The organism is Ralstonia chuxiongensis (assembly GCF_024158925.1).
Taxonomy (GTDB): Bacteria; Pseudomonadota; Gammaproteobacteria; order Burkholderiales; family Burkholderiaceae; genus Ralstonia; species Ralstonia chuxiongensis.
This window is the reverse complement of the sequence record NZ_JAMYWC010000005.1, coordinates 46,474-68,708: the sequence shown is the minus strand read 5'-3', so window position 1 is coordinate 68,708 and position 22,235 is coordinate 46,474. Positions and strand designations below refer to the sequence as shown.

Genomic DNA, 22,235 nt, shown 5'->3' with positions numbered 1-22,235 from the left:
ATCGTGTGCGCAAAGAGGAAGGAGAAACCCCGTGAAGCTGCACCAGTTGCGCATCCTGCTTGCCGTGGCACAGCACGGCAGCATCCACGAGGCCTCGCGCGGGCTGCATATCTCGCAGCCGGCGTTATCCAAGGCGATTGCGGAGCTGGAACGGGAGCTTGGCGTCACGCTGCTGTCGCGCTCGGTGCGCGGCGTCAGCCTGACGGCGTACGGGATGGCGCTCGTCAAACGGGCCAGCGTGGTCGAGCAGGAGTTGCGTCACGCGCTGGAAGACATCGAATCCATCCGCGGCCATGCGGAGGCTGAGCTCAATATCGGCTTCACTGCCGTGGCGTCAAGCGGGCCGCTGCCGGATGCAATGGCGGCGCTGCGCAAGCGGTTTCCGAATGTCGCGCTACGCGGTTTCGAACAGCGTCCGCAGCAGATTCTGGAAGGACTGCGCGAAGGGCGGCTCGATATCGGATTGATCTCCAGCAACAGCGGCCCCGGCACGGGGAGTTTTCAGTGGGAGCCGCTGTTTTCGGTGCCGATGCGCCTGGCGGTGCGCCCGGGCCATCCACTACGCCGCGTGCGCCGGCTGCGCCCGCTGCTGGATGCCGATTGGCTCGTGCTCGACCCATTGGAAGACCCGGGCAGCCCGATGGCGAGTCTGATGCGGCTGCATCGTCTCGAAATACCTCGCCGGATCGTGCAAAGCGCGTCGAATCTGCTGGGGCTGCAATTGGCCACAAAGACAGACGTCGTCAGCATGTGGTCGGAATTTGTCTTCAGCGGCACCGGCGGGCCACTGCGCATGGTTCCGGGCTCGCTCGAAGTCTTGCCGATGGAAGACGAACTGCCGGATTTCAACGTCTACATGGTCTACCGTTCGGCCGACCTGATGACGCATGTGTGCGCGGAATTCAGCAAGGAGATTCGGCATGCAGCGCAGGGCTATCGCCATCGCTGAACATCACGCGTCGAGTTCGGCGCCTTCCGCGCGCATGGCCCCGGGCGGCAGCCCGACCACCCGCTTGAATGCGCGGCTAAACGCAGCGAGAGACCCGTAGCCGAGCCGGTATGCAACGGCTTCAATCGCTTCGCGGTCACGCGTAATCCATTGCGCAGCGAGCCGCATCCGCAGCTCGGTCAGATAGCGCACGGGCGTCATTCCGGTGGCTGCGAGGAAGCGCTCGGCAAACACTGAACGCGAAACGCCCGCTTGCGCCGCCAGCTCCGCGACGCTCCAGTTGCGCCCGGGGTCTCGATGCAGCGCGACGATCGCGCGACCAAGTTTCGGCTCGCGCAGCGCCTGCACCCAGCCCGTCGCGTCGCCGCAACCGCATTCCACCCAGCCTCGCACGATGAAAGCCGCCACCACGTCCGCCAGCCGCGCGAGGATGCCCGCAAAACCTGCGCGCTCCGAGCACGATTCACGTTCCATCGCATCAAGCATCGGGCGGATTTCCGGATAGCGCGCGAGCAGGGTGCCGACGTGCATGAATTCGGGCATGGTGCCCACAAGGGGCTGCATGCCGCCCAGATCCAGCTCCATGCAGGCGCTGAAAATGAGCGCATCATCCTGCGCCGATTCCGTACCGGCGCCAACCGACGCCACCGTGTCGCAGATCTTCGCGGCTTCAAAGCCGGCGATCTCGCGGCACGGTGCATCCGGATCGGACAGCAGGGCGTGCGGGGTGCCCTGTGGCAGCAGCACTGCATCGCCAGCCTCAAGTTGCATCGTTGTGCCCGACGCGTCGCGCAGCAGAACCGGCCCGCGCCCAACGAAGTGGAATTGCGCACGGCCCGGCGCCTCGCCAAAGCTCAGCCCGAAGGGCCGCGCTACATGGATACGGCGGTACTGGACGCCGCTCAGCCGCATGCCCAGCAGCAGCTCGCTGACAAGGTCGTGCACGTCGGGCAGGGCAGATGGCGGAGGTGAGGGCATCTCAAAATCCGGACGATTGATCAACAAGGCCGGATTGTATGCCATAGACCGTCCGGCGATCGGGCCCTACCATGCGGCCTTATTGGTACTTTCCCTGATCTTTTTCTACGGACCGACGCATGAATCCCGGAATCTCCACGGCCGCTTCAATCGCGGCTCCACGTGAACCCGCCTGGGGCGCTGTTTTTGCGATGGCGCTGGGCGTGTTCGGGCTCGTCACGGCCGAATTCCTGCCCGCAAGCCTGCTGACGCCCATGGCGGAAAGCCTCGGCGTGACCGAAGGCGTGGCAGGACAGGCCGTCACGGCCACCGCAACGGTTGCGCTGGTCACCAGCTTGCTGACCGCCGCCGTCACGCGTTCCATCGACCGGCGGCGCGTGCTGCTCGCATTTTCGGTGCTGCTCGTGGCATCCAACCTGGCGGTGGCGTTCGCGACGAATCTGACGACGATTCTGATCGGCCGCGTGGTGCTTGGCATTGCGCTGGGCGGCTTCTGGACCATGGCCACCGCTACCGCAATGCGGCTCGTGCCCGCCGCGATGGTGCCGCGGGCGCTGTCGATCATCTTCAGCGGCGTGGCCGTCGCAACGATTGCCGCTGCGCCGCTGGGCAGCTACTTCGGCCATTTGATCGGCTGGCGCAATGTGTTCCTGGCGGCAGCCGGGCTGGGCGTGATCGCATTCGTGTCGCAGGTCGCGACATTGCCATCAATGACGCCAAGTGGCACGACGCGCCTGCGCACGCTGATCGACGTGTTGCGCCGCCCGAGCGTCGGCATCGGGATGTTCGCCACGATCCTGGTGTTCACCGGGCACTTTGCGTTTTTCACGTACCTGCGGCCGTTCCTCGAACAGGTTGCGGGCGTTGGCGTGAACGGGCTGTCGGCGATCCTGCTGGGCTATGGCATTGCCAACTTCGTCGGCACATCGCTCGCCGGCCGTGTGCTGGAACACCGGCTGCGGCCAATGCTGATCGCGATGCCTGCGCTGATGGTTGTGCTCGGCATCGCGCTTGTGGCGCTGGGCCGCGCGCCGGTCATCGATGCCGTGCTCATCGCCGTGTGGGGCATGGCGTTTGGCGGCGTGCCGGTGGCGTGGTCGACATGGGTCACGCGCACCGTGCCTGATGAAGCCGAAAGCGCGGGTGGCCTGATCGTCGCGGCTGTGCAGCTTGCAATTGCAACCGGTGCGGCAGCGGGCGGCGTGGTGTTCGACGCAAACGGCGCGGCGGGTGTTTTCATTGGCGCGGCCGTGGTACTGGCCATTGCTGTTGCGACGATCGTGACGGGCGTACCCAAGCGCCTGGAGGTGGTCCCGGCAATGGCTGAGTGACTGAGTGACATGGTGAGATGCGCGCCGCTGGGCTGATCGGCTATGGGCTGAGTCGGCCCAGTGCGTGCCATCTATATTTCTCATAATTTGCATTATGTTAAATGAATGATCGACCGGCATCCACCGGTCTCACCTCGCACCCACTAAGCCTTCTTCAAAAACTCCGGCTTGAGCAGATAGCTCACACCATCAATCTTGCAGTCGATCGGATGGTCACCCGGGACCAGCCGGATGTTCTTCACCTTGGTGCCCGCCTTGAGCGTGCCCGAGCCACCCTTGAGTTTCAGATCCTTCACTAGCGTTGCAGAATCGCCCGCATTCAGCGGGTTGCCGTTGGCGTCCTTGATGACCGCCTCCGCCTCAACTTCTTCTTGCTGCGCCGACGGATTCCATTCGTGCGCGCAATCCGGGCAGATATAGAGATCGCCGTCCTGGTAGGTGTTTTCGGAGGCGCATTGTGGACAGGCAGGAATCGTAGACATATCGTGTGGCATGAAGCGGCTGAATTGGGGCCCGCACTATACCAGCCGGAACCTCCTGGATGGTTTGACCCTTGTCACGCCGATATGCGCCGCGCCAGCAAGAAAACGGGCCCCCTCGCCAACGGGGCCCGTTTCCATCTCGCTTTTGAGGGCGTCCGGTGCGACGCCCTCAAGGCTGCCGTGCTCAGTTGCCGAACAGGCTCTCCAGCGCGCTGATCGTCGTTGAAAGGGTCGCGGAAACCGTACCCGTTTTCCCGGCATCGATCGCAAGCGCCACATCGCCCGTGGAGGCAAAGGATGCGCTCGCCTGATCCTCCGTGGTGGCAAACGCTACGGAGCCGGCGCTCGGTACGCCCGAGGCGCCCACGACCAACGGTGACGTCGTGGTCAGCAGCAGGTTTTCGTTGCCCGCGGCCGTTGTGAAATTCAGGTTGCCGGAAAGCTTCACCTCATCGGTAAAGGTCAGCAGCGAAAGCGCATCATCCAGACGCCAGCCTGCCAGCATGATGGAATCCTGGACGCCATTGATGTTGCGGTTCACGGTTGCGTCATTGGACGTCGCAATGTATTTCAGCGTGCTGTCGGGCTGCGGAATCGATTTGGAAATCGTCATTGTTCCATTGAATGTCATTGAGGCCGTACCTGCCTGCGCACTGAGATTATTTGCGGTGACGGCCGCGACAAACGAAAAATCCTGCAGGTTTGCTGTCGGGCCCGATGCTGCGTTGATGACAAATGACATTCCGCCATTAAGCGTCGTCAATAACGTTGCGCCGGCAAGTTCAATATTCTGCTGGCAATTCGCGAACGTCATGCTGGCGGTATCGCCTGCCGAGATGCTGCCCGAACCATCGCGATCGTCGAATGTAATAAATGCGGTGCCTCCGCCCGTGCAGTTGGACGAGAAGCTCCCAGGGCCCGCCTGGCTGCCCGCAGCAATGACGGAGAAGAGGCTGATCGCGTAGAGGCTGTACGTATCGCGAGAACCAAAGTACGTATAGGCGGCAGCGGTCCGCGCATTCACGTGACCGTTGGCAGGGTCCGCCAGCCGGATGGAGGAAGGTTGCTGCGGCACGGGGAGAACGGCACCGCCCTCATCATCGCCGCCCCCACACGCGGCCAAAGCCGCTGCCATTGCAGTGATCAGCGCTGTCTGCAGCAATATCTTCATGGCGAACTCCTTAATTTTTTTAACGAAGATTAAGCAATCCATGCTAGAGACATCAGCTTATGCACCGTGGATTTCATTGCATTTGATGATTAAAACTTCATTGATCCACCGCAACACAAAATTCACCTGAAAATAATCTGCAAAAGCAGAATCTGCTTACACTTTCAATTCAATCCATTCATTGAATATCCGACTTTTTTTCGCTTGACCGCCCTCGCCTCTGCGCGTCATTGCCTTCGCTTTTTCGCGGACATCGCCGCTCGTTCAATTTGTGGGCAATCCGTCAAGTGCGCGACAGGCGCCGGTCTTCGTTCTATGATCCAGCCTTCAACGACCGTTGCTGAACAGGAGAACCACCATGGGCGAAGCCAAACGACGCGGCTCACAGGCCGACCGCATTTCTCAGGCGCACGCCCGGTTGGACGCGCTGCGCCCTGAGAAACTGGTCTGCGGCGCCTGCCAAACCGCCTTTACCGAATTCGAGGGGATGGAGCCGCGCGACATGCCCGGCATCCACGCCATTTTTGGCGGCGAATGCCCGAACTGCGGCGAGAGCGTGATCTCGTTCAACGGTGAGCCCGAAGCCGTGGCCGCCGCCATGCTGGCGTACCAGGACGCCATGGAAGACGCCAAGCTCGGCGCGCAGACGCAGGAGGGCAAACACATGCCCTACGTCGACGAAGAAGACAAGCCCACGCAACACTGAAGCCGCCATGCAGAACACGCCAACGCGCCGCTACCGCCACTACAAGGGCGGCGAATACGAATGGCTGTGCGAGGCCACGTACGAGCCCGATCCTGCCATCAAGATGACGGTCTATCGCGCCGCCAACGGCACGATCTGGACGCGTCCGTCAACGATGTTCCACGAGATGGTTGAAGTTGACGGCCGCCAGGTGCCGCGCTTTTCGCTGATGGACTGAATGCCAACCGAAACCATCTCGTTGCGAGCGGGCCTGCGGGCCCGTTTTACGTATTGGCGCGACCGTAGCGGCGCCTGGGCCGCGCGCCATGGCCAATTGGCTGCTGGGCTGCATGAGTTTGTCGTCTTCGGCATCAAACAGGCGTGGGCATGCCTGTTCGGCGGGCTGATGGTCGCCCTGCTGATCGGCACGCATTTCTGGTATCCAGCCAACGCACCGATTGCCCGTTACGACGCCCTGACGATTGCCGCGGTCATCATTCAGATTGCCTTGCTCTGGCTGAGGCTGGAGACGTGGGACGAAGCCAAGGTGATCTTGATGTTCCATGTGGCCGGTACGGGCATGGAGGTGTTCAAGACTGCGGTCGGTTCGTGGATTTATCCCGAGGCGTCGGTGCTGCGCATCGGCGGCGTACCGCTGTTCACGGGCTTCATGTATGCCTCGGTGGGTAGCTATATCGCGCGGGCGTGGCGCGAGTTCGACCTGCGCTTCTCGCAGCACCCGCCGTTGGCCGTGACGGCCCTGCTCTCGCTGGGCATCTACGCGAACTTCTTCCTGCACCACTATTGGTGGGATCTGCGCTACGTACTGATGGCGCTGATTGCGGTGGCATTCCGGCGCTGCTGGATCCATTTCCGCATCGATCGCGTCCACCGGCGCATGCCGTTCCTGCTGGGCTTCACGCTTGTGGCGCTCTTCATCTGGCTCGCAGAAAACATCGGCACGTTCACGCGCACGTGGCTCTATCCAAACCAGTTGCAAGGCTGGGAGATGGTGTCCATCGCCAAGCTCGGCGCCTGGTTCCTCCTGACCATCATGAGCTACGTGATGGTTACGCTGGTCAACCCGCCGCGGCCCGTTTCTGACGCTTGAACCAGGCATGCTCGCCCGGCGCCCAGTCGCGGAGTTCGAAGGTGATGCGCACGCGGCGCGAGAGCTGCAGGTAGACGCCGCACGTTAGCGTCAGTGCCGCTGCAACGGCGACTCCGTCGATAAAGGTGGAGCGTGCTCCTGGAATGCCGCCCGCCATCAGCATGAGCCCGATCAGTGGCGGCAGCAGCGCCATGTGCACGAGCATGGCCGGCCGGAACGCGCTGTCGTGCGTGGTAGCCAGTACCAGGACCGTCACGCAGGAGATCAGATAAAGCAGCGTGGTCAGGTTGATCGCCCCGCTGCCCGGCGCGTTGGCATCAAACAGATCGGCCCCGGCCAGTTGCAGCGCATCCATCGACAACCCCTGCCAGAACACCCACGTTGGCCCGGCGATGGCAATGGCCAGCACCCACGGCAGCCATCCGGCGATGCCGTACAGCGGATGTTGTCCCGCTGCAATCGGGTCGATGTCGACCCAGCGATGCGTCAGCATGATGCACCCCCAACAATGCGCCCCCGTTCTGATGACGGTTGCTTTCGGCAAGCGCCGGCGGCGTCTGCCTCCCCTGCTTTCTAGCTTAGGTCGCTGCGCAAAGCTCGCAATGCGGGAGGAACCCTGAGCGCACAATCGGATTGCGCTACCTCAACTGCCGGTCAGCTATCGGCGGAACAGTCGCGGGCGGTCCGGATCGTAGAGCGGGTCGGGCGTGATCTGCGTGAGCTGCAATACACCGGCGGGGTCGAAGTAGAAATGCATCAGCGACGGCCAGACGTCGTCCGCTTTGAAACGGTATGACCAGACCAGGCGGTCCATGCGCGGGAAATACGCGGTTTCGACTGGCTGGCCAAAATGCCGCAGCACGTCATCTCGGGTCCAGACACCGATCTTGGCCTGGGCAAACTCGAGGCTGCTCAGCACTTGCTTGAAGGCGACGAGCTTTCCGCTGGCATCAAAGTCGGCCGCGTAGGTGAACTGGCCGTACGGTTTGGTCGGATAGAGCCAGCGGGTGCCGCCATCGAGCGGATAGGTTTCGCGCGGGGGCCCAAACTGCGCCTGCACCGCGGGCTCGTCCGCGCCCACCAGGCGTTGGCCCTTGGTGACCGGGGATTCCAATGCCGCACATCCCGCCGTTGCCGCAACCACAATCGCTACCGCCGCCCAACGCATTGCGCGCATGACAACCGCCCTCGCCAAACTGAGTGAAGCCGGTAGTTTACCGCCGCGCGTCAGCTCAACGCGCGAGTAGCGGCGTGATATCGAGGTGCGTTGCGGCAATGCGCGCATCGGCGTGTGGCAATCGCGGGATCGTGCCCAGATGCGGTGCGTTGATCCAGCGGCGCAAGGTGGCGACGTTGTCGTCAAGCCCTGCCATGGCCGAGTCGACCACGTTACCGACCCAGCCTGCCAGATGCAGGCCGCGTGCGGCAATCGCCTCGGCGGTGAGCGCGGCGTGGTTCAGGCAGCCCAGGCGCAAACCGACAACCAGCACCACCGGCAAGCCTAGCGCCACAGCCAACTCTGCGGTATCAAAGTCGTCCGACAGCGGCACCCGGAAACCTCCGACGCCCTCCACCACGACGGCATCCGCCAACGATCTGGCGTGCGCAAACGCATCGAGAATCGGCGGCAGCGTGATCGTCACGCCTTCGCGCGCTGCGGCCAAATGCGGAGACATCGGCGCGTCGAGCAGCCATGGGCACACGGTATCGAGCGGCAGATCGACTGACGCAGCGGCCCGCAGTTGCTCGACGTCTTCATTGGTACGCGTGGGCGCGCCCGCCAGCGTGCCGGCAGCAATCGGCTTGAGGCCTGCGGCGCGGTAGCCAGTGTCAGCCAGCTTGGTCAGCAATGTCGCGCTGACCAGCGTCTTGCCGATCTCCGTATCCGTGCCGGTGACAAAGCAATCGAAGCGCGCGGGCATCTCAGGCTGCCTTGGCCGGCTGCAACGATTGGCCGGCCGCTTCCAGCGCCTGGGCAAGACGTTCGATGTCCGCATCGGTATGTGCGGCCGACAGCGTGATGCGCAGGCGCGCCGTACCCGCTGGCACCGTCGGCGGGCGAATGGCGGCGATGCGGATGCCTTCGCGCTCGAGCGCAGCGGCCAACTCCAATGCGGGTGCGTTCTCGCCAATCACGATCGGCTGGATGGCCGTGGGCGATGGCATCCATTGCCAGCCGAAGCGCGCGGCCAAACGCTGTGCATGCGCACTCCACACGGCGATATGGCGATCGAGGCGCGCGCGACGTTCAGCGCCCTCCTTGCCTGCGATCAGATCCAATGCTGCCTCCACTGCACACGCAATGCCCGGCGGCGTGGCTGTTGTGAAGATGTACGTGCGCGCGCGCTGGACCAGCCAGTCGATCACCAGTTGGTGCGCGACGATGGCCGCGCCCGATCCACCAGCGGCCTTGCCGAAGGTGCCGACATAGATGAGGCGTTTCGAGCGCAGCCCGAAATGCGACAGCACGCCCGAACCTTTTTCGCCGAGCACGCCCAAGCCGTGCGCGTCGTCGACGATCAGCCAGGCATCGTAGCGTTCGGCCAGCGCGAGCAGTTCGGGCAGCGGCGCGATGTCGCCGTCCATGCTGAACACGCCGTCAGTGACGATCAGCTTGTTGCGGCTGGTGCTCGCGACCAGAAGGGCTTCCAACGCAGCCACGTCGACGTGCGGATAGACCTTCACGGGCGCCCGCGACAACCGCGCGCCGTCGATGAGCGAGGCGTGGTTCAGCGCATCAGAAAAGATCGTGCATTCCTCCGCCGGGCGGATGCCGCCGGCCTGCGCCATGGCGCTCACCACGGCCAGATTGGCCATGTAGCCGGTGCAGAAGAACAGCGCGTCTGCCTCGGGAATGTGTTCGGCTTGCAGCGCCGCCATGCGTGCTTCCAGCCGCGCGTGCGCGATCGAATGACCGCTGACCAGATGCGATGCGCCGCTGCCGAAGCCATATTGCTGCGTGCCGTGCGTCACCGCCTCGGCCAAGGCGGGATGCGCTGCCAGGCCCAGATAATCGTTGCCGCAAAAGCCGAGAATGTCGCGCGGTTCGCCACCGGACACGCTGATGCGCTGGCTGCGGTCCGTCGGGCTGTACGCGGTGCGGCGCACGCGGCGCAGGTGTGCGGCGTCGATGGCGTCCAGGCCTGCCTGCAGGTCGTCAAGCAATCGCATAGGTGTGTCCTTCTGTTTCGCCCGTAACTTGGGCCAGCGTGTCTTCAAGCGTCTGCAGCGTGCGTTCGACCAGCAGGTCGGTCTCTTCGTCGCTCAGCACATAAGGCGGCAGCAGATAAACGGTGTTGCCGATGGGGCGCAGCAGCAGCCCCTGCGTGCGTGCCGTCAACGCAAAGCGCTCGGCAAAACGGGCGCCGGCCACTTCGGGGTGCACGTCGAACGCGGTGATCATCCCCGTCTGCCGCAGATGGGCAAAACGCGCATCGTGCGAGAGCGGCGCCAGCCCCTGGGCGATGCGCGCGGCGGTCACGCGATTGCGCGCAAAGACGTCTTCTTCAGCAAACAGATCGAGCGTGGCCAGTGCCGCACGGCATGCCAGCGGGTTGCCTGTGTATGAATGCGAATGGAGGAAGCTGCGCACCGGTGCATCGTCGTTGAAGGCGTCATAGATGGCGTCTCGCGACAGCACGATCGATAGCGGCAGATAGCCGCCGCTGATGCCCTTCGACAAACACAGCAGGTCCGGCCACACGCCAGCCTGCTCGCACGCGAAGAACGTACCGGTGCGACCGCAGCCCACGGCAATCTCGTCCGCAATCCAGTGCACGCCAAACTCATCGCACAGCGCGCGCACGCCGCGCAGATAGCTCACGTCGTGCATGGCCATGCCGGCGGCACACTGCACCAGCGGCTCGATGATGACGGCGGCGATGGTGCCAGCGTTGGTGCTCAGGCAATCGCGCAGCGCGGCCAACGCGCGTTCGGCCACGTCGGCGGCGGTCTCGCCCGGGCCGGCTAGACGCGCGTCCGGCGATGGCACCCGGTGCGATTGCAGAATCAGCGGGTCATACGCATCGCGGAAGATCGCGACGTCGGTCACGCCCAGCGCGCCGAGCGTTTCACCGTGGTAGCCGTGTTCCAGGCAGACGAAACGGCTGCGCGCGCCCTGCCCTGCATTGCGATGGGCGTGGAAGCTCATCTTGAGGGCGATTTCCACGGCAGAAGCGCCGTCGGAGCCGAAGAAGCTGTGGCCCAGCACACCGCCCGTCAGGTCGATGAGGCGCTCGGCCAACTCCACCGCCGGCCGATGCGTGGCGCCCGCCAACATGACGTGCTCCAGTGAATCGAGCTGGGTCTTCAGCGCCGCATTGATGTGCGGATTCGCATGGCCGAAGAGGTTGACCCACCAGGAGCTGGTGCCGTCCAAGTAGCGCTTGCCATCAAAGTCGATCAGCCACGGCCCCTGACCGCGTGCGATCGGCAGCGGCGGCATGGCATCGAGCCGCGCATTTTGAGTGCACGGATGCCAGACGGCCGCGCGGCTGCGCGCCTGCCACGCCGTATTGGCGCTGGGCGCGCCGTCAGCCGGCACCGGGATTGGGGGATACGCCATACGAGGCCTCCTCGAAACAGAAGCGGGGGATTCGGCGGCGTATGGTAGAGGGCATGTTGATCAAACAACAAGCCCGCATGTTTGACTAAATTGACGACACGAAAGCCGACAAAGAGTGAAGAAGCGCACTTCTTCGGCGGACATTCAACGTCCTGCGGGGAACTTGTCGTTAAAAAATCTTTTCCGTGGCAATGAAAAGCGTCTTAAAAATCACATGAAGCAGAGATCCATCAAGCCGACTCAGAAGTTGCGCTAGGGAACAGGAGGGTCTGACGGATTATTTACTTTGAGTGATATTCAGAATGGACTGCACGTTTGCGTTGCGTCATTGCTCTGTCCTAGGGATAACCCTATACTCGGGAAAACCCTAGATAACGCAACGAGAGAAAGAGAGAAAACATCATGATCCAGCAAGCCTATTACACCCCGAAGTTCGCCGGCCAAGCTCAAGTGCAGGCCGCCCGTCGCCCATCGCTGCTGCGCGCAGTGGTCAATTTCTTCCGCAACGGTTGGGATGACAACCTGGTGTACGCAGAAGTGGTTGGCAAGTCGGGTTCGTACCTGGGCTGAACGTCGCGGCCGAATGTTCGGCCATACCGCAAAGGCACGAAAAAAAACGGCGCATTGGCGCCGTTTTTGTTTTGGGGCGTTTCACGCGCACCTAGCCTAAATCCCCGCCGCCCACCGGCAACACCGTCCCGGTGATGTACGAGGCCTCGTCCGAAGCCAGGAACAGGATCGCTCGCACCTGCTCGTCGATCGTTCCATAGCGGTGCATCAGGCTGCTAGCGATGGTCTGGTCAACGATGCCCTGGTACCAGACGGCTTCCTGCTCCGACATGGGCGCCGTGTTGCGCGGAATCTTCCGCGGCGGCGCTTCGGTGCCACCCGTGGCGACCGCGTTGACGCGGATGTTGTCCTGCGCATGCTCCAACGCCATGCTAGCCGTGAGCGCATTCACGCCACCCTTGGCCGCCGAATACGGAATCCGGTAGATGCCGCGCGTGGCAACCGATGACACGTTCACGATCACGCCCTGCCGGCGCTCCACCATGTGCGGCAGCACAGCGCGGCAGCACCACAGCGTGGGAAACAATGAGCGGCGTATCTCCGCCTCGATCTGCGCTTCTTCATAGTGCTGATACGGTTTTGCCCAGATCGTGCCGCCGACGTTGTTGATCAGTGCGTCAATGTGGCCGAAGGCATCGAGTGCGGCCTGCACGGCATGCTGAGCGCCAGCGTAGGTTTCCAGATCGGCCGTAGTGGCGTGGGCCTGGCCACCCGCTGCGGTAATCTCGGCCTGCACCTCGTAGACCAGCTCTGCTCGATCCACCAGCAGCACCTGGGCGCCCTCTTCTGCCAGCGCCAATGCCACGCCACGCCCGATACCTTGGGCCGCGCCCGTCACGACGACGGTCTTACCTGAGAATCGTTGCATGCTCATGCCGCCTTCGCCTCCGGTACTGCATTGGGCGTGAATTTCTCGTAGTAGAAGCTGCTGGGCTTCACGCCCTCGTCGTCAAAGTACTTGCGCACGGCGTCGACCATCGGCGGCGGCCCGCACAGATAGACATCCACGTCGCCATCGTTCAGGGCGTTGGCGGGCACGTGCTGCGTCACCCAACCCTTGCGCGGATGATTCGACGCTGCGTCGGCCACGACGGTGGCGTAGGTGAAGTTCGGCAACCGCGCCGCATAGGCTTCAAGCGCATCGACCTGCACCAGGTCGAGGTCACGGGTCACGCCATAAATGAGATGCACCTTCTGCTGCGAATTGGTGCGTGCCAGCACCTCAAGCATCGACAGGAACGGCGCGAGACCCGTGCCGCCCGCAAGGAACAACAGCGGCCGCTGCACATTGCGCAGATAGAAGCTGCCCAGCGGCCCCTGCAGATCGAGCTTGTCGCCTGGCTGCGCGGTTTCCAGCCAACGGCTCATCACGCCACCGGGAATCTTCTTGATCAGGAAGCTGATCTTCGATTCTCCGGGGGCGGATGAGAACGAATACGAGCGGTGCTGCCCGCTGCCCGGCACGCCGATGTTGACGTACTGGCCAGGGAGAAACACCGGCGCAGTAGCGTCCACGTCCAGTTCCAGCACGACGGCTGCGTCGTTATGCAACTCGACTTTCGACACCGTTGTCCCGAAGCTGCTCTGACCAGTCTTACAGCTGGTCGACGTGGTGGGCACCGCGATCACGCAATCGCTTTGCGGCACCATCTGGCACGTCAGGACGAGGCCCGTGTTCTTCTCGTCTTCGGTCAGGGCGTCGTCAATGTAATCGTCGCCAAGGTCGTAGCTTCCGCTCTCCGCGCGGCACTTGCAGGTTCCGCACACACCATCGGAGCAATCCATGGGCAGGTTGATCTTGGCGCGGAAGGCGGCATCGAGCACCTTCTCGCCCGCTTTGCAATCGATGAAACGGGTCACCCCGTCCTCGAAGTTCAATGCGACTGTGAAACTGGACATGGAAAACCTCGCTGCCTTGGATACGGATGTGCAAATCAGACGTGATAGACGTCGAGCACCTGCCGGATGTAGTCGTTCTTCAGGACGATCTTCTTTGATGCGATCAGGAAACCATCGCCGGCGCGGCGCAGGGTGACGAACATCGTGCCGAAGAAGTGATCGGTGGTTTTGTACCGATGGCTGAGCGTGTGAAAGTTGTAGCGCACGTCGACTTCATCGCCGCGTTCGGCCACAACTTCGACGTTGGCGACGGTGTGACTGGTTCTCGGCTCCGGCGTTGAAGCGCCGCTGCGTTCGGTCTTGATACGGAAGACGCGATCCTCCAACCCGCAGCGATTGGCGTAGTACATCAACGAGATCTGGCTCTGCGGGTCGTCGGTCAACTGGTCGTCGTCATCCCATGCGGGCATCCAGTACGTGACGTCTTCTGCGTAGCATTCGAGCCACGCGTCCCACTGGCGGTCGTCAAGCAGTCGCGCCTCACGGTACAAGGCGGCGCAAATGTTCTGGTAATCCGCGCTCATGCCGGCACCCCTTCGCATTCCTGCTTGAGCGCCTCGCGCATGACGTGCACCCAATATTCGTGCTGGCAGACGAACAGGCCTTCGTCTTCACTGCGCTCGCCCGAGATGAGCGGCTTCAATCCCATCCTGGTTGCGTTCTCATCGGGGCCGTGAATCCACAGCGGTGCCCCGCGCGACAGGTCGTTCCACAGCGCGGTAGTGCCGGCATATCCGTTCTGGCAGGCGCGGAATTCCTCCAGGTCATCGGCGGTGCCCATGCCGGTGACGTTGAAGAAATCCTCGTACTGGCGGATGCGCGTGGCACGGTCGGTTGCGCTCTCACCCTTTGGCGCGAAACAGAAGATCGAGACCTCGGTCTTGTCGACGCTGATCGGCCGGACCACGCGAATCTGCGTGCTGAACTGATCCATCAGGAACACGTTCGGATACAGGCACAGGTTGCGGGTCTGGTTGACGATGAAGTCTGTCTGGATTTCGCCCACGCGCGCCTTGATTTCGTCACGGTGCGCATAGACGGGCCGCACCTCCGGATTCATTGTCTTGGTCCACAAGAGGATGTGGCCATGCTCGAACCCGTAGACGCCCGCCACCGACTTGCTCCAGCTGTTCGCATCCACCGCCTGGGTACCGCCTTCCTTGCGCCGCCCCATCGTTGCGGCGTAGTTCCAGTGCACGGTGCTCACGTGGTAGCCGTCGCAGCCGTTCTCCATCTGCATCTTCCAGTTGCCGTCATAGACGTAGGAAGAATTGCCGCGCAGCACTTCCAGGCCATCGGGCGACTGATCGACGATCTGGTCGATGATCACCCGCGCTTCGCCAAGGTAGGTCTCCAGCGGCTGCACGTCGGCATTGAGGCTGCCGAACAGGAAACCACGATAGTTCTGGAACCGCGCCACCTTCTTCAGGTCATGCGAGGCATGCGTGTTGAACTGCACCGGATACTCGGTGGTCTTCTCATCCTTCACCTTGAGCAGCTTGCCGGTGTTGGAAAACGTCCAGCCGTGGAACGGGCACGTGAAGCTGCCCTTGTTGCCATGCTTGCGGCGACACAGCATCGCGCCCTTGTGCGCGCACGCGTTGATGACCGCATGCAGCTCCCCGGTCTTGTCGCGGGTGATGACGATCGGCTGGCGACCGATCCACGTGGTGTAGTAATCGTTGTTGTTCGGAATCTGGCTTTCGTGCGCCAGATACACCCAGTTGTTCTCGAAGATGTGCTTCATCTCCAGCTCGAACAGATCCGGGTTGGTGAAGATGTCGCGGCGGCAGCGGAAAATGCCGGCCTCTTCGTCATCCACCACGGCGGTTGACAGCAGTTGGTCCAGTTCGCTGGCTTTATCAATCAGGGCGGACATGGTCTTCTCCACGTTGAGGCACTCGGCCTCAAGCCTCGGCCGAAGCGCGCAGGCGATTCACGCGCTGGTTGTCCTTGCCCTGAACCAGCGGCGTCAGGGCAATATTGAATTCAATGTCTTTGTACGCATCGGCCTTCAGGGCGAGCGCGGCACCACCGGTTTTTTCCACCACGTGCGGAATCAGTTCTTCGCGTGTGGCATAGGCAAAGTCGTCCCAGATCAGCGGATCGCCTTCGATGTTGAATTGCGTCGTCAGCTTGCGGTGGCCTTTGCTCGTGACGAAGAAGTGCACATGCGCAGGCCGGTTGCCGTGGCGGGCAAGCCCGTTCAGCAGTTGCTGCGTGGCACCTTGCGGCGGGCAGCCGTAGCCCACCGGCATCAGCGTGCGGAATTCATATTTGCCATCGGCGCCGGTCCTGACCGCGCCGCGCAGGTTGAACGGGCTTTGCGCACCGGTCGGATCGAAATGCGAATAGAAGCCGTTCGAGTTCGCATGCCAGCATTCGACCACCGCGCCAGCCACCGGCTTGCCGTCGGCACCGGTCACCGTGCCGTGAATGATCAGCGGGCCCGCAGCCGGATCCGGGTCGATATCGATCCTGGACACGCCATCGCGCACCGTCGTGCCCGCTACGTACAAGGGGCCCTCAATCGTGCGCGGCGTACCGCCGTTGATGCCAAGCGCCTCGTCCGCAGCGTCCATGCGGATATCGAGATACTTCTCCAGGCCAACGCCTGCCGCCAGCAATGCGGCCTCCCCGTCCTGGCCGAGCTTGTTCAGGTAGTTGATGCCCGCCCAGACTTCATCGGGCGTGATGTCGAGGTCGTCGATGGCCTTGAACAGATCGGCCAGCAAACGATGGGTGATCTGCTTCAGGCGGGCATCGCCCTCCTTGCCATCCAGATTGGTGGCGGCCTTCAGCAGGTCCTGTACTTCTTTCGTTTGGAATACGCGCGCGTTCATGATGGGTGTCTCCACGTGGTTTTCTGGGGGGAATGTCTCAGGCGGGATCTCAATCGTCCGTGCCGTGAACTGACGAGGGGTGACGGCACATCGGTGTCACCGAAATCTCCATGTACGGAAACAGCGGCAGCGCCGTCAGGATGTCGTGCAGTTCGGCATTGCTCTGCACGTCGAAGACGCTGTAGTTCGCGTACTCGCCAACCAGGCGCCAGATGTGGCGCCACTTGCCGCTGCGCTGCAGATCTTGCGAGTAGGCTTTCTCGCGCGCCTTGATCTCGTTGGCGACATCGGCGGGCATGTCGGCCGGCAGGCGGACATCCATGCGAACGTGGAACAGCATCGTGGGCTCCTTGGTGGGGTGTCTTGGTCTGGTTGTTCTTATTGGCGGCGCAGGCGCGCCAGCTTGTCGCGGTCAATCTGGATGCCCAGGCCGGGGCCGGTGGGCACCTGCAACATGAAGTCGCGGTACTGCAGCGGCTCGGTCAGCAGTTCTTGCGTAAGCAACAAGGGGCCGAACAGCTCGGTACCGAACTGCAGCTCGCCAAAGGTGGAAAACACGTGGGCGGAGGCTGCCGTGCCAACGGCGCCTTCGAGCATCGTTCCGCCGTACAGGCCGATGCCCGCAAGCTGCGCGATGGCGGCGACTTGCATGGCCGGCACAAGGCCGCCGGATTGCGCGATCTTTACTGCGAAGACGTCGGCGCTTGCAGAGCAGGCCAACTCAAATGCGTCCAGCGGACCATGCAGCGCTTCGTCGGCCATCATCGGCACGGCGAACTGGCGAGCGAGGCGTTCCAGCGCGGCGCGGTTCTCGGCACGCACCGGTTGTTCGATCAAGTCGATGCCGCCGGCCTGCAACGCGGCGATGCCGTTGGCGGCGTCAAGCTCGCTCCAGGCCTGGTTGACGTCCACGCGCACGCTCACGGCGTCGCCCAGGGCGCGCTTGATGGCCAGCACGTGGGCAACATCGTCTGCCACAGGGCGCAGGCCGATCTTCAGTTTGAAGATGCGGTGGCGGCGCTCAGCCAGCATCGCCTCTGCCTCGGCAATGTCCTTCTTGGTGTCGCCACTGGCGAGCGTCCAGGCCACCGGCAGCGCATCACGCAGCCGGCCGCCCAGCAGCTCCGACAGCGGTACGCCAAGCCGGCGGGCCTGCGCATCCAGCAGCGCCGTTTCCAGCGCGCACTTGGCAAAGCGGTTGCCCTGGATGGTCTTTCGCACCTTTGCCATGGCAGCCGCCACATTGCGGGCCTCCATGCCGATCAGCAGCGGCGCGATGTGCGTGTCGATGTTGACCTTGATGCTCTCGGGGCTTTCTTCGCCGTAGTTGAGCCCGCCAATGGTGGTGGCCTCGCCCCAACCTTCGATGCCGTCTTCGCAGCACACATGCACGAGGACGAGCGTCTGCGTATGCATGGTGGCGACGGACAGTTTGTGCGGACGGATGGTGGGCACATCCACTAGAATGGCCTCGATCGAGCGAATCATGTTTTCCAGGTATCAGAAGAACTGCTATCAACGTGGAATCCAGATTACGCAACGCGATTTATTGCGTCCAACACCGATTTAGTATCAGTTTCATACCCATCAGGTATAAAAAATGGAGCTGCGCCACCTTCGCTACTTCGTTGCCGTCGCTGAAGAGCTGAACTTCACGCGTGCCGCTGAACGGCTGCACATCGCGCAGCCGCCGCTCTCGAGGCAGATCCAGCAGTTGGAAGAGGAAATCGGCGTGCTGCTGTTCGAGCGCGGCAGCCGCCCGCTCAAGCTCACCGAAGCCGGCCGCTTTTTCCACGCGCACGCGCGGCAGTTGCTCGCGCAAACGGCAGAACTTGCGTCGATGACGCAGCGCGTGGGTCAGATCGAGCGGCGCATGTCCGTCGGCTTCGTGGCGTCGACGCTGTATGGGATGCTGCCGAAGGTCATCCGGCGCTTTCGGGCGGAATACCCGATGGTCGATCTGACCATGCACGAGATGACCACCATGGACCAGATCCAGGCGCTCAAAGATGGCCGCATCGACGTCGGGTTCGGCCGCATCCGCTATGAAGACCCGAACGTGCGGCGCATCCTCCTGCGCGATGAGCGATTGATCGTCGCGCTGCCGTCAGGCCATGCCCTGCTGGACGGCAGAACGACGGTATCCCTGCGCGACCTTGTCGGCGACACGCTCATCATCTACCCGCGCGCGCCGCGCCCGAGCTATGCGGACCAGGTGCTCGCCCTCTTCCACGACCGCGCGCTCGAACCCAGCAAGATCTACGAGGCACGGGAATTGCAAATTGCGCTGGGGTTGGTTGCTGCAGGCGAAGGTATATCGGTGGTGCCGCGTAGCGTGGCGGGCTTGCGGCGAGAAGATGTCTGCTACATGGAACTCGACGATCCGCAATTGGTCTCCCCCATTATCTTCAGCACGCGCCTGCTCGACGAGTCTGAAGACATCCAGGCCATGCTGGCGCTGACGTATCGGTTGTATGACGAGCAGAAGATCCCGTATTACGCGCCCTCGTAAGGCTTGCAATGGCAGCACCAAAGTTACAAGCCGCTGGACACGACGGCCGCATGGGCTAGATTGAAGCAAGGCGCCCGTCCGCCTGCGATTGGAGCGCAAGCGAGTGAAAAGAATACGCCGCCCCATCATCATCAAGTTGGCCCTCTTCGTGGCGCTGCTGCTTGCGATGGCCGCCTTGCTTGTCGCTCACGAATTCCGCACCTCCGCCTGGCAAGCCCGCTACTTCGCGCATCTGGCGAAATCGCAAACCTTTCCCGTCAAGCCGGGGCCAAACAATTCGGCCCGCTACCCGAACTCCGGCCCTTACGACCAGCGGCTCGGTTATCACGACCTCCCCACGTTTCTAGACCGCCTGCGCTCGCGCGGCTACATCGTCGCTCAGCAGGCCGTGCCATCCAACGAGATGGTCGCGCGAATGGACAGCGGCATGAATCCGCCCTATCGCGAGAAAGACCAAGCGGGGCTGGAATTGCTGGACGACGATGGCCGACCGATCTACAGCGTGCGGCACCCCGAACGTGTGTATGACAGTTTCGCGTCGGTGCCGCCGCTGCTCGTCAACTCGCTGCTCGCCATCGAAAACCGAACGCTGTTGCAGACCGAATACCCCAAGCGCAACCCGGCCGTGGAGTGGTCACGCCTGGCGCGCGCCGTGTGGGACCGCGCCCTGCACGCCGTCAACCCGGCGCATGAATCGCCCGGCGGCAGCACGCTTGCCACGCAAATCGAGAAGTACCGTCACTCCCCCGAAGGCCGCACCGATTCCCCCAGCGAAAAGCTGCGTCAAATGTTTTCAGCATCCGCGCGCGCTTACCTGAACGGGGAAGACACCACAGTCACGCGCCACCAGCTCGCCGTCGATTATCTGAACACCGTACCGCTGGGCGCGCGCGCCGGGTTTGGCGAGATCCAGGGGATTGGCGATGCGCTGTGGGTCTGGTACGGACGCGACTTTGCGCAGGTGAATGGGTTGCTCTCGGCCAACTCCGCTGCGCCGCTGGCAGACCGTGCGCTGGCGTACAAGGAGGCGTTGAGCCTGCTCGTATCGCAGCGGCGGCCGTCGTATTACCTTGAGAACCTCGATGAACTCGAAACACTGACCAACGCCTACCTGCGCGTGTTGGCCGTGACCGGCGTGATTCCGCCGGCGCTGCGCGATGCGGCGATCGCGCAATCGCTCAAGCAACAGGCCCTGAACACACGCGTGCCGCCTCCGCCAATTGAGCACAAAGGCACAAACGCGGTGCGCGTCAACCTGGCGGGCATGCTCGGCATCTCGCGCATGTATGCGCTTGACCGGCTCGACCTGACCGCCAGCAGCACGCTCGATGCGCCGTTGCAGCGCGATATCTCCACTGAGCTGCGCAAACTGCGCGACCCGGCACAAGCCAAGGCTGCCGGCCTCGTCGGCGACATGATGCTGGAGCGCGGCGACCCGCGCGGCGTGACTTACAGCTTCACGCTCTATGAACGGGCGCCGGGCGGCAACCGCGTGCTGGTGCAGGCCGACACGTTCGACAAGCCGTTCGACATCAACGAAGGCGTCAAGCTGGATCTGGGCTCGACGGCCAAGCTGCGCACACTTGTGACGTATCTCCAGATCGTGGCCGAGCTGCACAAGCGCTATGCCGACCAGCCTGCGGCGGCGCTGCGCAAAATCAACATCCCAGTGCAGAACCCGATCGAGCGCTGGGCGGTGGACTACCTCGCCCACACGCAAGACCGGTCGCTCGAGGCAATGCTCGATGCGTCGATGGAGCGCAAGTACTCCGGCAACGCTGGCGAATGGTTTGCCACCGGCGGCGGCATGCAGAGCTTCGAGAACTTCGAGAAATGGGAAGGCACGCAGAACTTCACGGTGCGTGAGGGGCTCAAGCACTCCGTCAATCTCGTGTTCGTACGGATCATGCGCGACATCTCGCGCTACTTTCAGCACCAATTGCCCAACGCCGGCGCCGAGGCGTTGACCAACCCCGATTCCCCGCAGCGGCAGGTCTACCTGCAACGCTTTGCCGACCGCGAAGGCAAGCTGTTCATGGGGCGGTTCTACGCAAAGTACAAGGGCAAGACCGACCAGGAGCGCGAAGCCATCCTGGTGCAAAGCACACGTGCCACACCGGTGCGCTTGGCCACGATCTACCGCAGCATCGACCCGGAAGCCGGCCCGGGCAAGCTCGCAGCGTTCATCCGCAGCTACCTGCCGGGCGCAAAGCTGGATGAGGCCGAACTCACCAATCTGTACGAGAAGTATTCCGTCCAACGTTTCGACCTGGCCGACCGCGGCTACATCGCACGGCTGCATCCGCTGGAACTCTGGCTGGTGGCCTACCTGCGAACTCATCCGCAAGCCACGCTCACGCAGGTGAACGAGGCAAGCGCCGATGAGCGCTTGTCCGTCTACAAATGGCTGCTGCAATCGCACCGCAAGGCCGCGCAAGACAAGCGCATCAAACAGATGTTGGAGATTGAAGCGTTCCAGCAGATTCACGCCATGTGGAAGCGGCTGGGATATCCATTTGAATCGCTGGTGCCGTCATACGGCACGGCCATCGGCGCATCGGCAGACCGGCCGGCATCGCTGGCGGAGCTGATGGGCATCATCGAAAACGACGGCATTCGCCTGCCTAGCGTACGCATCGACCGCCTGCGCTTCGCCGCCGACACGCCGTACGAAGTGATGCTCTGCCGCGACCCCAGCGCTGGAGAACGTGTGCTGCCGCCCGAAATTCCGCCTTTGGTCAAGTCAGCGCTGGCCGGCGTCGTCGAAGGCGGCACCGCCAAGCGGATCTCCGGAACGTTCGTTCAGAAGGATGGCAAACCCATCGCCATCGGCGGTAAAACCGGCACCGGCGACAATCGCTTCAAAACCTTCAGCCGCGGCGGCGGCCTCATCTCTGAGCGAGTCGTCAGCCGCTCCGGCGCGTTTGTCTTCTATTTGGGAGACCGCTACTTCGGCACCGTCGTCGCATATGTAGCCGGCGCCGACGCTGCCAAGTACAAATTCACCAGCGCACTGACGGTGCAAGTGCTAAAAGTCCTGGCGCCCACGCTGATGAACCACCTGAACCTGCAAGACGAGGCGCCAGCCTTCAACTGCAAGGTGCCGCAGGCCATGGCGCCGGAACAAAAGCTGGATTGAC

At 62.8% G+C, this 22,235-nt stretch carries 23 protein-coding genes; 8 read left to right on the top strand and 15 right to left on the bottom strand.

Annotated features, from left to right (window positions below):
* Positions 1-31: 31 nt before the first annotated feature.
* Entirely contained in the window at positions 32-949 is a 918-nt protein-coding gene (locus NKG59_RS17455; protein WP_204360042.1) for a LysR family transcriptional regulator, read from the top strand.
* A gap of 3 nt (positions 950-952) precedes the next feature.
* On the opposite strand, the gene NKG59_RS17450 is transcribed toward NKG59_RS17455, so the two are convergent.
* Positions 953-1,972 (bottom strand): AraC family transcriptional regulator, encoded by a 1,020-nt coding sequence (locus NKG59_RS17450; protein ID WP_253539376.1) that lies wholly within the window; start codon positions 1,970-1,972, stop codon positions 953-955.
* Between the two features lie 74 nt (positions 1,973-2,046).
* Between NKG59_RS17450 and NKG59_RS17445 the strand changes: the two genes are divergently transcribed.
* A complete protein-coding gene (locus tag NKG59_RS17445; protein WP_253539373.1) occupies positions 2,047-3,258 on the top strand; it encodes an MFS transporter in 1,212 nt (403 codons plus the stop codon).
* A gap of 143 nt (positions 3,259-3,401) precedes the next feature.
* Here the strand turns inward: NKG59_RS17445 and NKG59_RS17440 are convergent, their stop codons facing one another.
* Positions 3,402-3,740: a zinc ribbon domain-containing protein YjdM gene (locus tag NKG59_RS17440; protein ID WP_045206417.1), complete on the bottom strand. Its 339-nt coding sequence runs from the start codon at positions 3,738-3,740 to the stop codon at positions 3,402-3,404.
* A 184-nt stretch (positions 3,741-3,924) separates the two neighbouring features.
* Positions 3,925-4,911: a hypothetical protein gene (locus tag NKG59_RS17435; RefSeq protein WP_253539370.1), complete on the bottom strand. Its 987-nt coding sequence runs from the start codon at positions 4,909-4,911 to the stop codon at positions 3,925-3,927.
* Between the two features lie 358 nt (positions 4,912-5,269).
* On the opposite strand from NKG59_RS17435, the gene NKG59_RS17430 reads away from it, so the two are divergent.
* From NKG59_RS17430 to NKG59_RS17420, 3 genes are read left to right on the top strand one after another with little or no spacing between them, the layout of a single operon-like run.
* The gene (locus NKG59_RS17430) at positions 5,270-5,617 is read left to right on the top strand and encodes a hypothetical protein (RefSeq protein ID WP_253539366.1); all 348 of its coding nucleotides are present in this window, start codon (positions 5,270-5,272) and stop codon (positions 5,615-5,617) included.
* 7 nt (positions 5,618-5,624) lie between these two features.
* On the top strand, positions 5,625-5,834 hold the full coding sequence (locus tag NKG59_RS17425) for a DUF1653 domain-containing protein (RefSeq protein WP_253539363.1): 210 nt from the start codon (positions 5,625-5,627) through the stop codon (positions 5,832-5,834).
* Positions 5,835-6,707 (top strand): DUF817 domain-containing protein, encoded by an 873-nt coding sequence (locus tag NKG59_RS17420; RefSeq protein ID WP_253539361.1) that lies wholly within the window; start codon positions 5,835-5,837, stop codon positions 6,705-6,707.
* Here NKG59_RS17420 and NKG59_RS17415 read toward each other — a convergent pair.
* From NKG59_RS17415 to bioA, 5 genes are all read right to left on the bottom strand, one after another.
* On the bottom strand, positions 6,676-7,200 hold the full coding sequence (locus tag NKG59_RS17415) for a hypothetical protein (RefSeq protein ID WP_253539358.1): 525 nt from the start codon (positions 7,198-7,200) through the stop codon (positions 6,676-6,678). The two genes, NKG59_RS17420 and NKG59_RS17415, sit on opposite strands and share 32 nt — an antisense overlap.
* A 165-nt stretch (positions 7,201-7,365) precedes the next feature.
* The gene (locus tag NKG59_RS17410; protein ID WP_024975690.1) at positions 7,366-7,884 is read right to left on the bottom strand and encodes a hypothetical protein; all 519 of its coding nucleotides are present in this window, start codon (positions 7,882-7,884) and stop codon (positions 7,366-7,368) included.
* Between the two features lie 55 nt (positions 7,885-7,939).
* The gene (gene bioD / locus NKG59_RS17405; RefSeq protein ID WP_253539355.1) at positions 7,940-8,629 is read right to left on the bottom strand and encodes a dethiobiotin synthase; all 690 of its coding nucleotides are present in this window, start codon (positions 8,627-8,629) and stop codon (positions 7,940-7,942) included.
* Position 8,630: 1 nt separating this feature from the next.
* A complete protein-coding gene (gene bioF, locus NKG59_RS17400) occupies positions 8,631-9,878 on the bottom strand; it encodes an 8-amino-7-oxononanoate synthase (protein WP_253539352.1) in 1,248 nt (415 codons plus the stop codon).
* The gene (bioA, locus tag NKG59_RS17395) at positions 9,865-11,271 is read right to left on the bottom strand and encodes an adenosylmethionine--8-amino-7-oxononanoate transaminase (RefSeq protein ID WP_253539349.1); all 1,407 of its coding nucleotides are present in this window, start codon (positions 11,269-11,271) and stop codon (positions 9,865-9,867) included. The genes bioF and bioA overlap by 14 nt, the downstream gene beginning before the upstream one ends.
* A 402-nt stretch (positions 11,272-11,673) precedes the next feature.
* Here bioA and NKG59_RS17390 point away from each other — a divergent pair, with 402 nt between their 5' ends.
* Positions 11,674-11,841: a hypothetical protein gene (locus NKG59_RS17390; RefSeq protein WP_200869025.1), complete on the top strand. Its 168-nt coding sequence runs from the start codon at positions 11,674-11,676 to the stop codon at positions 11,839-11,841.
* A 91-nt stretch (positions 11,842-11,932) separates the two neighbouring features.
* Here the strand turns inward: NKG59_RS17390 and NKG59_RS17385 are convergent, their stop codons facing one another.
* The 7 genes from NKG59_RS17385 to NKG59_RS17355 are packed head-to-tail and all read right to left on the bottom strand — an operon-like array spanning position 11,933 to position 18,071.
* On the bottom strand, positions 11,933-12,715 hold the full coding sequence (locus NKG59_RS17385) for a 1,6-dihydroxycyclohexa-2,4-diene-1-carboxylate dehydrogenase (RefSeq protein ID WP_253539346.1): 783 nt from the start codon (positions 12,713-12,715) through the stop codon (positions 11,933-11,935).
* Positions 12,712-13,740: a benzoate 1,2-dioxygenase electron transfer component BenC gene (gene benC / locus NKG59_RS17380; RefSeq protein WP_253539343.1), complete on the bottom strand. Its 1,029-nt coding sequence runs from the start codon at positions 13,738-13,740 to the stop codon at positions 12,712-12,714. Before benC ends, NKG59_RS17385 begins: the two co-directional genes overlap by 4 nt.
* Before the next feature lie 35 nt (positions 13,741-13,775).
* Positions 13,776-14,264, bottom strand: coding sequence for a benzoate 1,2-dioxygenase small subunit (benB, locus tag NKG59_RS17375; RefSeq protein ID WP_253539340.1), 489 nt, complete (start codon positions 14,262-14,264; stop codon positions 13,776-13,778).
* Positions 14,261-15,619, bottom strand: coding sequence for a Rieske 2Fe-2S domain-containing protein (locus tag NKG59_RS17370; protein WP_253539338.1), 1,359 nt, complete (start codon positions 15,617-15,619; stop codon positions 14,261-14,263). Before NKG59_RS17370 ends, benB begins: the two co-directional genes overlap by 4 nt.
* Positions 15,620-15,647: 28 nt before the next feature.
* Positions 15,648-16,583: a catechol 1,2-dioxygenase gene (gene catA / locus NKG59_RS17365; RefSeq protein ID WP_253539336.1), complete on the bottom strand. Its 936-nt coding sequence runs from the start codon at positions 16,581-16,583 to the stop codon at positions 15,648-15,650.
* Between the two features lie 49 nt (positions 16,584-16,632).
* On the bottom strand, positions 16,633-16,923 hold the full coding sequence (gene catC / locus NKG59_RS17360) for a muconolactone Delta-isomerase (protein ID WP_253539334.1): 291 nt from the start codon (positions 16,921-16,923) through the stop codon (positions 16,633-16,635).
* Positions 16,924-16,961: 38 nt separating this feature from the next.
* A complete protein-coding gene (locus tag NKG59_RS17355; RefSeq protein ID WP_253539332.1) occupies positions 16,962-18,071 on the bottom strand; it encodes a muconate/chloromuconate family cycloisomerase in 1,110 nt (369 codons plus the stop codon).
* Between the two features lie 112 nt (positions 18,072-18,183).
* Between NKG59_RS17355 and NKG59_RS17350 the strand changes: the two genes are divergently transcribed.
* Positions 18,184-19,095: a LysR family transcriptional regulator gene (locus tag NKG59_RS17350; protein WP_253539330.1), complete on the top strand. Its 912-nt coding sequence runs from the start codon at positions 18,184-18,186 to the stop codon at positions 19,093-19,095.
* A gap of 103 nt (positions 19,096-19,198) precedes the next feature.
* Complete coding sequence (locus tag NKG59_RS17345) at positions 19,199-22,234, top strand: transglycosylase domain-containing protein (protein ID WP_253539328.1); 3,036 nt, start codon at positions 19,199-19,201, stop codon at positions 22,232-22,234.
* Position 22,235: the final 1 nt, after the last annotated feature.

What these genes read in the sequence shown, in the direction of transcription:
- NKG59_RS17450 (WP_253539376.1), bottom strand. Translation starts at nt 1,972, where the DNA reads ATGGCATACAATCCGGCCTTGTTGATCAATCGTCCGGATTTTGAGATG.
- NKG59_RS17445 (WP_253539373.1), top strand. Translation starts at nt 2,047, where the DNA reads ATGAATCCCGGAATCTCCACGGCCGCTTCAATCGCGGCTCCACGTGAA.
- NKG59_RS17440 (WP_045206417.1), bottom strand. Translation starts at nt 3,740, where the DNA reads ATGTCTACGATTCCTGCCTGTCCACAATGCGCCTCCGAAAACACCTAC.
- NKG59_RS17435 (WP_253539370.1), bottom strand. Translation starts at nt 4,911, where the DNA reads ATGAAGATATTGCTGCAGACAGCGCTGATCACTGCAATGGCAGCGGCT.
- NKG59_RS17430 (WP_253539366.1), top strand. Translation starts at nt 5,270, where the DNA reads ATGGGCGAAGCCAAACGACGCGGCTCACAGGCCGACCGCATTTCTCAG.
- NKG59_RS17425 (WP_253539363.1), top strand. Translation starts at nt 5,625, where the DNA reads ATGCAGAACACGCCAACGCGCCGCTACCGCCACTACAAGGGCGGCGAA.
- NKG59_RS17420 (WP_253539361.1), top strand. Translation starts at nt 5,835, where the DNA reads ATGCCAACCGAAACCATCTCGTTGCGAGCGGGCCTGCGGGCCCGTTTT.
- NKG59_RS17415 (WP_253539358.1), bottom strand. Translation starts at nt 7,200, where the DNA reads ATGCTGACGCATCGCTGGGTCGACATCGACCCGATTGCAGCGGGACAA.
- NKG59_RS17410 (WP_024975690.1), bottom strand. Translation starts at nt 7,884, where the DNA reads ATGCGCGCAATGCGTTGGGCGGCGGTAGCGATTGTGGTTGCGGCAACG.
- bioD (WP_253539355.1), bottom strand. Translation starts at nt 8,629, where the DNA reads ATGCCCGCGCGCTTCGATTGCTTTGTCACCGGCACGGATACGGAGATC.
- bioF (WP_253539352.1), bottom strand. Translation starts at nt 9,878, where the DNA reads ATGCGATTGCTTGACGACCTGCAGGCAGGCCTGGACGCCATCGACGCC.
- bioA (WP_253539349.1), bottom strand. Translation starts at nt 11,271, where the DNA reads ATGGCGTATCCCCCAATCCCGGTGCCGGCTGACGGCGCGCCCAGCGCC.
- NKG59_RS17390 (WP_200869025.1), top strand. Translation starts at nt 11,674, where the DNA reads ATGATCCAGCAAGCCTATTACACCCCGAAGTTCGCCGGCCAAGCTCAA.
- NKG59_RS17385 (WP_253539346.1), bottom strand. Translation starts at nt 12,715, where the DNA reads ATGAGCATGCAACGATTCTCAGGTAAGACCGTCGTCGTGACGGGCGCG.
- benC (WP_253539343.1), bottom strand. Translation starts at nt 13,740, where the DNA reads ATGTCCAGTTTCACAGTCGCATTGAACTTCGAGGACGGGGTGACCCGT.
- benB (WP_253539340.1), bottom strand. Translation starts at nt 14,264, where the DNA reads ATGAGCGCGGATTACCAGAACATTTGCGCCGCCTTGTACCGTGAGGCG.
- NKG59_RS17370 (WP_253539338.1), bottom strand. Translation starts at nt 15,619, where the DNA reads ATGTCCGCCCTGATTGATAAAGCCAGCGAACTGGACCAACTGCTGTCA.
- catA (WP_253539336.1), bottom strand. Translation starts at nt 16,583, where the DNA reads ATGAACGCGCGCGTATTCCAAACGAAAGAAGTACAGGACCTGCTGAAG.
- catC (WP_253539334.1), bottom strand. Translation starts at nt 16,923, where the DNA reads ATGCTGTTCCACGTTCGCATGGATGTCCGCCTGCCGGCCGACATGCCC.
- NKG59_RS17355 (WP_253539332.1), bottom strand. Translation starts at nt 18,071, where the DNA reads ATGATTCGCTCGATCGAGGCCATTCTAGTGGATGTGCCCACCATCCGT.
- NKG59_RS17350 (WP_253539330.1), top strand. Translation starts at nt 18,184, where the DNA reads ATGGAGCTGCGCCACCTTCGCTACTTCGTTGCCGTCGCTGAAGAGCTG.